The sequence below is a fragment of the Desulfotomaculum sp. 1211_IL3151 genome (genome assembly GCF_036763075.1).
GTDB lineage: Bacteria > Bacillota > Desulfotomaculia > Desulfotomaculales > Desulfotomaculaceae > Desulfotomaculum.
In genome coordinates this window covers 1-11717 of sequence record NZ_JBAIYV010000045.1, presented here as the reverse complement: position 1 = coordinate 11717, position 11717 = coordinate 1, and the positions used below count along the sequence as shown (strand labels likewise).

The 11717-nt window shown below is 41.1% G+C and carries 7 protein-coding genes and 1 pseudogene; all 8 read right to left on the bottom strand.

Annotation, left to right across the window (positions count from 1 at the left end):
- Positions 1-281: 281 nt before the first annotated feature.
- Positions 282-1826: pseudogene (malQ, locus tag V6C11_RS13175) on the bottom strand (4-alpha-glucanotransferase); the annotation flags it as partial.
- A 30-nt stretch (positions 1827-1856) separates the two neighbouring features.
- Entirely contained in the window at positions 1857-3815 is a 1959-nt protein-coding gene (locus tag V6C11_RS13170; RefSeq protein WP_333531653.1) for a glycoside hydrolase family 13 protein, read from the bottom strand.
- 5 nt (positions 3816-3820) lie between these two features.
- Positions 3821-5269 carry a glycogen synthase GlgA gene (glgA, locus tag V6C11_RS13165; RefSeq protein ID WP_333531651.1) on the bottom strand — a complete coding sequence of 483 codons (1449 nt, stop codon included), beginning with the start codon at positions 5267-5269 and terminating at the stop codon, positions 3821-3823.
- 105 nt (positions 5270-5374) lie between these two features.
- Positions 5375-6490, bottom strand: coding sequence for a glucose-1-phosphate adenylyltransferase subunit GlgD (glgD, locus tag V6C11_RS13160; protein WP_333531650.1), 1116 nt, complete (start codon positions 6488-6490; stop codon positions 5375-5377).
- A gap of 14 nt (positions 6491-6504) precedes the next feature.
- On the bottom strand, positions 6505-7713 hold the full coding sequence (locus V6C11_RS13155; protein WP_442886073.1) for a glucose-1-phosphate adenylyltransferase: 1209 nt from the start codon (positions 7711-7713) through the stop codon (positions 6505-6507).
- Between the two features lie 69 nt (positions 7714-7782).
- A complete protein-coding gene (glgB, locus tag V6C11_RS13150) occupies positions 7783-9678 on the bottom strand; it encodes a 1,4-alpha-glucan branching protein GlgB (RefSeq protein ID WP_333531649.1) in 1896 nt (631 codons plus the stop codon).
- A gap of 199 nt (positions 9679-9877) precedes the next feature.
- Positions 9878-10054, bottom strand: coding sequence for a hypothetical protein (locus V6C11_RS13145; RefSeq protein WP_333531648.1), 177 nt, complete (start codon positions 10052-10054; stop codon positions 9878-9880).
- Between the two features lie 33 nt (positions 10055-10087).
- Positions 10088-11584: a putative sulfate exporter family transporter gene (locus V6C11_RS13140; RefSeq protein WP_333531646.1), complete on the bottom strand. Its 1497-nt coding sequence runs from the start codon at positions 11582-11584 to the stop codon at positions 10088-10090.
- Positions 11585-11717 lie beyond the last annotated feature (133 nt).

Genomic DNA, 11717 nt, shown 5'->3' with positions numbered 1-11717 from the left:
GCCGCCTAAACAAAAAACGAAAAGTTATTCACAGGGGAAGGTCTTCCCTTGTTTTGTTGTGCCCAAATCGGGGCCTAAATGGTAAAATTCACTTTCGTAGATGTAATAATTTTTATGTCACAAATAAAAAAGGGCGTGTCGCCCTACGTTTTCAATTGAACGTTTTGCGACAGCCCCTTTTCCATTCATCATTTTAGGGGCTGTTTTGACATTTTTAATCATAACATTTTGTTGCGGTATTATCTAACAAAGAAGAATTTGACCTATTATTGGGCATTTTACTATACTCTGCCACTATCCTCGGTAATCGTCCTAAGCCTGGTCTCAATCTCCTGGGTGATGGAGCCCCGGTGAAAACGCCAAGCCCAGTTGGTACCGCCAACTGTTCCGGGGTAATTCATTCTGGCCTCGCTGTCGAGGCAAAGGATATCTTGGAGGGGAATAATGGCATAATTAGACTTGCAATGAAAGGCTAAGTCAATCAGCCTCCAGCAGATGCTTTCTTCCTGGGGGTCCCAGTTTAGGTATTCCTGTAAGAAATCAAGATCATCAGGCAATCGTTTGTTGTACCAACCCAAGGTTGTATCATTATCATGGGTTCCTGTATAAACCACGGAATTCTCTTCGTATTGGTCCGGTAAAAAATCTTCTTTTTCATTACTGTGTAAATTAAAGTGTAGTATTTTCATACCCGGAAAATTAAATTTTTCCTTTAACTCCACCACTTCCTGTGTAATAATACCTAGATCCTCAGCAATAACAGGTATTTCTCCCAAGTACTTGGTAATTGTGTTAAAAAACTGCTCCCCAGGTCCCTTGACCCATTTTCCATTGACTGCGGTTTCTTCACCAGCCGGTATCTCCCAGTAGGCTTCAAAGCCCCTAAAATGGTCAATGCGAATAATATCTACCATTCTGAGCAGGTGGGTGAACCGATCACGCCACCATTGGTAATCATCCTTTGCCATTTCTGACCAGCGATAATGGGGGTTCCCCCAAAGTTGTCCTGTGGTACTGAAGTAATCCGGCGGTACGCCGGATACCTTGGTTGGATTGCCGGTGGCATCCAACTCAAATAGCTTTGGGTTGGCCCAGGCATCACTGCTATCATAAGAAACAAAAATTGGTAAATCGCCAATAATTTTGATACCGTAATGGTTGGCATATTTTTTTAATTGCAGCCACTGATTCGATAAAGCGTATTGCAGGAAATAGTGGTATTCTATTTCTTCCTTTAGGAAACTCCGATAAAAATTCAGGGACTTTGTTTCCCTTAGGGTAATTGATTTTTCCCAGCGATTCCAGGGCAGACCGTTAAAATGTCCCTTTAAGGCCATAAACAAAGCATAGTCTGCCAGCCATTTGTTCTCCGTACAGAAATTCATAAAATCCTTCGGTAACTTCTTTTGAAAATTGGCAAAGGCTTTTCTAAGCAGCCCTTCCTTGTATGGGCGTACCTGTTCAAATTCTACCCGTTCCGGATTAAAATAAGGTATGTTGGCAATATCCTGCTTACTTAATAACTGCTCCCCCAGCAGAAGATCGATGCTAATTAGTAAGGGATTTCCCGCAAAGGCGGAATAACTTTGGAAGGGTGACTCACCGAAGCCAACTGGATTGAGGGGCAGTACCTGCCAAAGTTTTTGCTTGCTTCTGGACAAAAAGTCCACAAATTCGTGGGCTTCCTTTCCTAGATCGCCTATTCCATATTTAGATGGCAAAGAGGTTAGATGTAGCAGGACACCGCTTGTTCTAGTTGTCATATGCATCTCCTGTTTTAGACCTTTCCTTTCGGCTCTGTTAATGCTTATTGTTGATTTCATTCTTGAATGGTCTTGGTCATTCTGTTGAGTTTTTTAAAGACTGTTGTTTGCCAATAAAACGCCTTGTAGTGGCTGCAGTGTCAAATGCACGAATCCATCTCGCAAATGATATACCTGGTTATCCTGTAACAAGTCAATCATTGATCCGCTGCACCACTTTTTTAAATCCAGTGCAACACTTACAGGAATGTCCCTATTGGCGTTAACTAAAACTAAAAACACATTATTTGACGCCGGTCTGTTAAAAACATCTTTTCCCTTTTCGGTTACCCTTAGATAACCATAAACTTGCCCCTGGCTGTATATTGGCTGCCAGAGACCCGTTCGTAAAGCTTGATAGTTGTTCCTTAAATTGATTAGTTTCTTATACCAGGCTAATAATTCCGTGTTTTCGTGGCCCCAGGGATAGGTTCCTCTGTTTAATGGGTCCCGATAACCAACCATCCCCACTTCATCCCCATAATAAATACAGGGAACACCGGGAAAGGTCATTTGCAGTAAAGCAAGTAATCTTAACCTGGCTAGGCCAAGCTTTAATTGCTCCTTCGATAAGTTTAGTTTTTCTTGGTCTTCCCGGGAAAGTGATTCTTCCGGAGGCGCATCACTAAGGAGTGTTAGTGCCCGGGAAACATCATGGGTACCTATTAAATTCATCGTCGAGTAAAAGTGTTGCAGGGGATAATTTTCATACAGGCTCATCAATCGATTATGCGTACCAAAAGCATCGGCTCTCCCCAATAAAAAATCTAACCAGATGCTGCGAAAGGGATAATTCATAACGGAGTCCAATTCTTCACCCAGTAGATATTCACGGATCTCACTGTAACTTATTTTATGGGAAGCATCTTCCCATACCTCGCCTATTAACACTGCATCTGGGTTGGTATTTTTCATGGCTGCTCGTATTTTCTTAACAAATTCCGGCGGTAGTTCATCCACCACATCCAAGCGCCAACCCTTGGCCCCCATCCTTAGCCAATGCTTGATCACACTATCTTCTCCGGTAATGATAAACTCTTGATAAGAGGGGTTTAGCTCATTGACATTGGGCAGTGTATCAACGCCCCACCAGCAATCATATTGGTCGGGGAAATTGGTAAACCGATACCAGGCATAATAGGGTGACTCCTTAGACTGATAAGCCCCCAGGGTTGGATAATGACCTTCTTTATTAAAATATCGGCTATCACTACCCGTGTGACTGAAAACCCCATCTAAAATAATGGAAATACCCATTTGCTCTGCCTTACTGCACAATTCCTGAAAAATTTTATCATTACCAAACATGGGATCAATTTTCTTGTAATCCCCTGTGTCATATTTATGGCTGCTGGCTGCCTCAAAAATAGGGTTTAAATAGATTACACCAATGCCCAGTTCCTTTAAGTAGGGTAATTTTTTGATAACACCCAACAAATTACCGCCAAAAAAATCAAAACAAACTGTTTTTCCGGTAACCGTATCCTTCCCATACCTGGGTGTGGCACTCCACTCGGGATAGATCATACAGTGTTTTTTGGGATTTAAGATTTGCCCCGTTTCATGTCCATTAAAAAACCTATCTACAAATATTTGGTACATGACTGCATCTTTAAACCAATGGGGAGTTAGCAAATCCCTTTTATGGACTGTAATTTGGTAGGACGGTGGTTCATGGTCATATATTTTTCCCACCCCACCCAATTGTTGAGAATTGTTGCCATAGTAATAGACCTTGGAATTTTTAACAATAATAAAGTAATACCATAATAGCCCCTGGCGAGGGGGCGCACTAATTTGAACCCGAAAAACCCTTCTATCACCCTGATTCTCCTGGGGCTGCATGGCTATTTTTTCTTCTTCACGGCCATACTTCCAAAGGCGCAAAAATACGGCTTCCACCTCTCCGGCTTCTAAGGTTAAAGCCAGGGTTATTTTTTCTGCACAAGGAACAGCCCCAAAGGGGCTGCGGTAGAAAACCTCATGGGAATGATGATAAATCCAATCCGTCATTGGCATTATCCCCCTATTTGCTGCTTATACATTAACTTCTTATACAAGTCTTGATACTTTTGGGCCGATTTATACCAGCTAAAATCACATTGCATCGCATTCGTGGTAATTTTAGACCAAATATCCTTTTGATAGTAAAAACCAATGGCTCTCTTTAAGGTATAAAGAAAATCATGCCCATTCAGATGGGTAAAACTAAAACCATTGCCCTCTCCAGTATATTCATTATAGGGTTTTATGCTATCGATCAGACCACCGGTTTCCCTAACAAGGGGAATGGAACCATAGCGTAAGGCAATCAATTGGCTTAAACCACAGGGTTCAAATACCGAAGGCATGAGATAAATATCCGAACCGGCATAAATTTGGTGAGCCAAGGTGTTGCCGAACAGGATATTGGCTGATACTTTGTCAGGAAATCTCCAGGCTGCATCCCGGAACATATCCTCATAATACCGATCACCGGTTCCCAATACTACCAGTTGAATATCCATTGCTAACATATCTTCCAATATATCTTTAATAAGCTGCATACCCTTTTGACTGACCAGCCTGGAAACCATAGCCAATACCGGAATGTCACGACGTATCGGTAAGCCTACTATTCTTTGCAAGTTTTCTTTGTTATCTTGTTTATCATCGATTGATTCATAAGAAAATTTTTTGCAAATACATGAATCATTAGCGGGATTATAATATTCGACATCAATACCATTTAAAATACCGTGAAGATTTTTTTTCTTGTGCCTAAAAAGCCCATCCAACCGTTCACCATATTCAGGCCTTTGAATTTCCTCTGCATAGGTTGCACTGACGGTGGTTATGAGGTCTGAATAGTTCACCCCACCCTTCATAAAGCTAACCTGTCCGTGGAATTCTATGCCATCCAAACCGAAATGTTCCCGTCCTAAACCTAACACATCGCCTAATATAGAACCGGGAAAGACACCCTGATACTGTAAATTATGAATGGTAAAGGCGGTCTTAATGTCTGTGTAGAAGGGATCATTCTGATACTGGGACCGAAGAAAGACGCTGATCATTCCGGTATGCCAATCATGGCAGTGAATAATATCAGGCAGAAAGGCCAACCGGGGCAGTGCTGCCAATACTGCCCGGGAGAAAAAGGCAAAGCGTTCGGCTTCATCCATAAAACCATATAGACCCTGTCTTTTAAAATAAAATTCGTTATCTATAAAATAAAAGGTAACACCATCGTATTCTAATCTTTCTATCCCGCAATATAAATTCCGCCAACTTAAAGGAACCTGAAAATGGTTCAAGTAGGTCATTTTTTCCCTAAAGGAAATCGGTATATCACCATACTTCGGCAGGATAACCCTTGCATCAACCCCTTGTTTGATCAATTCCCTGGGTAAGGAACCAATAACATCAGCCAAGCCACCGGTTTTTACAAAGGGAACTCCTTCGGAGGCTACAAATAAAACTTTCATAGGCTTTCCACCCTTTTTTCATAAAGATCTACCGTAACTTTTCGCTGATAGCCATTAGCTATTAGCCATTAGTAAACGCTAACGGCTAATAGCTAATGCTGAAAACTAAATTACTGTTCTCTTCTTAATTACTAAGGGATAATGTTCTTCACCCTTCAGGTGTTTGTCCTTTGTAATAATGACTCCCTTATCTGCTATCACATGTTCAACGGTTGCATTCTCCTGGATTTCACACTTTTGCATAATAATGCTATCCTTGATATGAGCACCCTTGCCAACCTTGACACCTCTAAAAACAACACTGTTTTCTACAATGCCATTAATAATACAATCATTTGCTACCAGGGCATTGCTAACCTTTGCTCCTTCATTGTATTTGGTAGGTGGCCCATCCTTCGTTTTGGTAAAGATTTTCCCCTGGTCATAAAAGAGTTTTCGCCATATTTCTGGCTTCAGTAGATCCATACTGTGTTTATAATAACTTGGCACACTGTTAATGGTGGCTAAATAACCTTGATAGGGAAAACCAAAAACCCTTAACCGATGAAGATTTTTGATGAAGCCATCCCTAACCATGTCACATTCTCCCCGAGAATGACAGCTGTTAATTAAATCTACCAACAAGCTTTTCTTCATAATGAACATTTCCATGGACATTTTATTGCTGGTTGTTTTGGCCGGAGAGATTTCAATGCCAATAATTCTTCCGTCCTCTACGGTATCCACAAAATGGCTTTGCGTTAGATTTATTGACTGGTTCTCTATATCTTTGTAAATTATAGTGATATCCGCCTGCATGGCCTGATGAAATTTAAAGGCTTCTTGGTAATTAATATTGCAAAGCACATTGACACCCGAAATCAGTACATACTTATGACGGCTATAATTAATATAATCCAGATGATTGTAAAAGTGGCGCAGATCCCAATGGTAAATGCCCTGATTATTGTATTGACTCGGTGGTAAAAAAAACAAACCGTCTCTTTTACGATCTAAATCCCATTCTTTTCCTCTCCCCAGATGATCCATTAGGGCACGATATTGATGTTGAACAAGAATTCCTACATTACGAATACCTGAATTCACCATATTGGAAAGGACAAAGTCAATCATCCTGTAACGCCCGCCAAAGGGTACTGCCGCCACTGGACGGTGATAACTAAGTTCCTTAAGGTAATCTTCATTTTCCATTAAATTAATAATTCCCATAACATCCTTCACGCCATCACCTCCGGCTATCCTACTTTGCAATCAAACTTGCAGCTTTTCTTTAATGCCTGACCACCTGAAACCACGATATTTCCTTCCACCACCGTAATCTTTGAGCATAACTCATTGCACTTTTGGCAGAATTCATCCAGACAGCCAATCTTGCATTGATCTTCTATTTGGGTGTCAACTCCAACGATGGCCTTTTCAATTGTCACATTTTCACCAATTCTTACATTGGGCATAATGACTGAGTCCCTAATGGTAGATCCCTTTCCGAGATAAACACCTGGAAACAATATACTGTTATAAACACTGCCGTAAACCATGCATCCCTCGTTAATCAATGAACAATTAACATCAGCACTGGCAGCAATATATTGGGGTGGGTGATGGGGGGTAACCGAATAAATTCTCCATTCTTGGTCATTGAGGTTTAATAAGGGGCTTTCTGATAACAAATCCATGTTAGCTTGCCACAGGCTTTCGATGGTTCCTACATCCCGCCAATATCCTTTAAAGGGATAGGCAAACATTCTTTGGCCAGCTTGAAGCATCATTGGAATAATATTTTTACCAAAATCATTACTGGAACGGGGGTTATTTTCATCCTTTTCCAGATATCCCTTTAAAATACCCCAGTTAAATATATAAACACCCATCGATGCCAGGTTACTTTTAGGTACGGTAGGTTTCTCCTCAAATTCAATAATTCTAGCATCCTTAGCTGTATTCATAATGCCAAAGCCGCTGGCTTCCTGCCAGGGTACTTCTATCACAGCAATGGTGGCATCTGCTTGCTTTTCTTTATGAAAATCCAACATTAAAGAATAATCCATTTTATAGATGTGATCACCGGATAGTACTAATAAATATTTAGGATTGTAGCGATCTACATATTCAATATTTTGATAGATAGCGTTAGCAGTACCTTTGTACCATTCTCCCCCCATTTCCTTGACAAAGGGCGGCAGTACAGTAACACCCCCGTTTTTCCGGTCCAAGTCCCAGTGACTGCCAATACCAATATAGGTGTTCAAAGCCAGTGGTTGGTACTGGGTTAATACGCCAACGGTATCAAAACCAGAGTTATTGCAATTGCTCAGGGTAAAATCAATAATCCTATAGCGACCCCCAAAGGGAACAGCTGGTTTTGCTAGTTTCTTGGTTAACACCCCCAGTCGACTGCCTTGTCCTCCAGCCAACAGCATAGCCACACACTCTTTTCTTTGCATATTAACCCCTCCTTCTTTAAACAGCTTCTATATTAAGCTACGGAACGGTCAAAACCGTTCCCAAGACACTTATTCAGCATTAATTAACAGAGTCTTTAAGTAAACGACTGCTAAGGGAGGTACCTTAATTGACAGGGAAAATGCTTGATTGTGCCAAGGCACATCCTCAGCCAATAAAATACCATTTATTTGTCCCGAACCGCCAAAACAAACCTCATCACTGTTAAACACTTCCGTGTATTCACCCAGATAGGGTACGCCAATCCGATAACCTTCCCGAACAACGGGTGTAAAATTGCAAACTATAATTAGAAATTCCCCTGGGTTTTTACCCAGCCTCATAAAGGTAATAACACTTTGGCTGTAATCATGGGGATCAATCCATTGAAAACCATTTTCATGATGATCCAGCTGCCAGAGGGCCTTTTCTGTCTTGTAAAAATGGTTTAAGGTCTTGACATAATGATGCATTTTTTTATGCAGATCAAAATCCAGCAAGTGCCAATCCAGACTTTTATTTTCATCCCATTCAATAAACTGTGCAAATTCCCCCCCCATAAAGAGAAGCTTTTTACCTGGATGAGCCATCATATAGCCAAAAAGAAGTCTTAGGTTGGCAAATTTTTGCCAATAATCACCGGGCATACGATTGAGTAAAGATTTTTTTCCATGTACAACCTCGTCGTGGGATAAGGGTAAAATATAGTTTTCTGAAAAGGTATACATAAAAGAAAAGGTAAGTAGGTTGTGATGCCATTTTCTATGAATGGGGTCCATCTGCATATAGCGAAGGATGTCGTTCATCCAGCCCATATTCCACTTGTAGTTATAACCCAACCCGCCTAAAAAGGTAGGGCTGGTTACCAGTGGCCAAGTCGTAGATTCCTCCGCAATCATCAGGGCGTTAGGGTGATACTCAAATACAAACTCATTTAATTTTTTCATAAAGGAAATTGCCTCTAAATTTTCTTTGCCGCCAAATCTATTTACCAACCATTGCCCCTGTTGCTTGCCATAATCTAAATAAAGCATATAAGCAACGGCGTCCACCCTAAGACCGTCAATATGATAAACATCCAACCAAAATAAAGCACTGGAAATTAAGAAACTTTGGATTTCAGGCTTGGCATAATCAAAATTCAGGGTTCCCCACTGCTGGTTTTCTGCTTGTAAATCGTTATCTGATTCATACAGGGGTAACCCATCAAATCGCCCCAGACCGTGACAGTCTTTACAAAAGTGGGCCGGTACCCAGTCTAAAATAACCCCGATGCCCCTCTGATGGCATTGATCTACAAAATACATAAAATCATGGGGTGTACCATAACGACTGGTAATTGAGTAAAACCCGGTGAGTTGATAGCCCCAGGAAGCGTCCAAGGGATACTCCATGATCGGTAAAAGCTCTATATGGGTATAGCCCATTGCACATACGTAATCAATTAATTGATCAGCTAGTGTCCGATAGTCCAAAAAATCATGACCCTGCCGCCGCCAAGAACCCAAATGTACCTCATAGATATTGATAGGCCTTTCATATAAGGCTTCCTTCGTCTTGCCTTCTTGATAGGCTGCATCTTGCCACTGATACCCAGTCAGGTTAATTACCCGGGATGCCGTGTCTGGTCTCATTTCCGAATAAAAGGCATAGGGATCGGATTTTAATAATACTCCCCCCTGTCCAGTAAATATTTCATATTTATAGATAGCATTTACTTGTAGTCCAGGCACAAAAAGAACCCAAACTTGATGATCCTTTGCCCTATGCATTCTATGCTGATGCCCCTGCCAATTATTAAAATCACCCACAATCCGAACTTCAACTGCATGGGGAGCCCAAAGGGCAAACCGGACTCCTTCCCTGCCATCCTGTTGCATAACATGGGCACCAAATATTTCATAGGCCCTTGTGTGGGACCCTTCATGAAACAAATACAAATTAATTTCCCCTGGAAAAGTATTCATTTTTGTCCCACCTTTTGTTATGGTTTTGTACTTTATATACAATATACGATGTAACCCCATCATTTCCTTTTTTTACCACGAAATATTAAACTTATATTATCTTCGTTTTTTGACAAGGTACCACTATTTTACAATCATTTCAATATGTATTTTGTAGGAAAATTAAAAACCGCTGCAAATGCAACGGTTTTTAATTTTTTTAGTGAAATGGTTTGAATATAAAGATGAAAACAACCAGTAAACCCAGACCAAGGAGCAGTGAGTAAGATATTAGTTTTTTCTCAATGGGTTGCAGTTCAAACCATTCATCCTCGTAATCCAGTTGTTGTGTAGTAACTGTAGGCTGTTTAACATCCCTGATTTTAACTTCCGACATATATAAAATACCTCCCTTTTATCTCCCGGCTATTTAACCTCCAATAATCGGTGGCATAATACCGTGGTAGAAAATCCAGGAGATGACTAATCCTACCCAAAGAATAAAGCCAAATAGGCATACGGTATATACCGCCACAATACGTCCCATACCGGCATCCCAGAGTTTGCGTACATTGGTAATTAAACCAATGGAGAAAAAGCATAGGGCAAAGAACAGAGTTCGAAAGCCATTGGCTTGATCTGTACCAGTCTTAGCTCCATCCATAATATTTGGATCATTGTAACCCCAGATTAATAGAAGAATAAATGTAAAGACAAAACCAATGACGAATTTGGGGAAGCGATCCCATATTTCAGCCGCAGACACCTTGCCTTTGGTAACGGATGATCCCTGTCCCTTCTCATTAAGTTTAAAGACAGACCAGATAATGGCTAAAATAAAGGCCCATACACCGATAAAGACATCAATAAACACCTTCGTCGTCGTGGCCGCCATGAGCATCCAGCCCTCTTCGTAATTGACCCCTGTTTCTTTTAAAGCCTTTGCCCGAATCAACGAGTCGGTAATAGCTCCACTGGCCACCGCACCGCCGTCACTTTTAACGGCTAAGCCCATCCAGGCACCGGCAACCATCGGTTCTTCGTATAAAAAGGTTTGACCAAACCAAGGTAAAACTAACATTTCAATGGCCACAAAAACGATAATAACCGCGGATAAAATAACAGGCACGATGGGACGAGAACGGATGGCTCCACCAGTGGCTATGGCAGCAGATACACCACAAATGGATATCCCCGAAGCAAGGGGTGCCGCCCATTCAGGAGTAAATTTAAAGTATTTTCTAGAGATAAAATATACTACGGGCCAGTAAATTAAATAGGCTTCAACCACGGCACAGAGACCCCGTACAATTACTGTACTGGCTAAGCCCAGGGCACCCAGGGTTTTAACCCCAATGGCTGCACCTAAAATAACAATACCAGTCTTAATAAACCATTCAGGCTTGGCTGCTTCCTCTAAATACCTGGCCGTACTTGGGAAGAAGTTGCCAATGACCAGACCAACTAACATGGCAATAATAAAACCCATTTCCCCTAAACCCAGAGACCAACCAATACCTAAACTTTCTTGTTTGTCAGGGGTAGCGGCAATGTAAGCATTTTGTCCGATGACCATACAAAGCATAGTAATGACAAATATGGTCGTAAAACCAATTATAAACCTTTTAACATTGGCACCCATTACCTTAGCGCCGATGGTGGTTAATACCAACATAAACAGATAGGTAAGGAAGAGTGATGTTGGACCAGACATTGTTTCTTTATAGACCTTTGACATGGGAGCAAAGGATTTTGACAAATCTGTCCAGGTAGAAAATTTTACTCCCCAGCCTAATAGGTCAGCTCCAAAAATCGGTCCTAAACCTAGGGCAAAGATAAACAAACCCAACCAGACTGCCCACCAGTCTTCATTTTTCGACATTGGCACCTTCCCGCTGACAGATGCATTTGTGTCGGTATGAATCATGCTATCCCTCCCTCAATGAAATAAGTTTTTCTTTCATTTACTCACTCATTCTTACAATTTCAAGTACATCCAAACAAGGTATTCAGGAATAAGTTTGAATAAATAACATTATATGGTTGATGGGGATGTGTCC

Coding starts and splice junctions, on each gene's coding strand:
- glgB (WP_333531649.1), bottom strand. CDS start 9,678: ATGAATACTTTTCCAGGGGAAATTAATTTGTATTTGTTTCATGAAGGG.
- V6C11_RS13155 (WP_442886073.1), bottom strand. CDS start 7,713: ATGCAAAGAAAAGAGTGTGTGGCTATGCTGTTGGCTGGAGGACAAGGC.
- V6C11_RS13170 (WP_333531653.1), bottom strand. CDS start 3,815: ATGACGGATTGGATTTATCATCATTCCCATGAGGTTTTCTACCGCAGC.
- V6C11_RS13140 (WP_333531646.1), bottom strand. CDS start 11,584: ATGATTCATACCGACACAAATGCATCTGTCAGCGGGAAGGTGCCAATG.
- V6C11_RS13145 (WP_333531648.1), bottom strand. CDS start 10,054: ATGTCGGAAGTTAAAATCAGGGATGTTAAACAGCCTACAGTTACTACA.
- glgA (WP_333531651.1), bottom strand. CDS start 5,269: ATGAAAGTTTTATTTGTAGCCTCCGAAGGAGTTCCCTTTGTAAAAACC.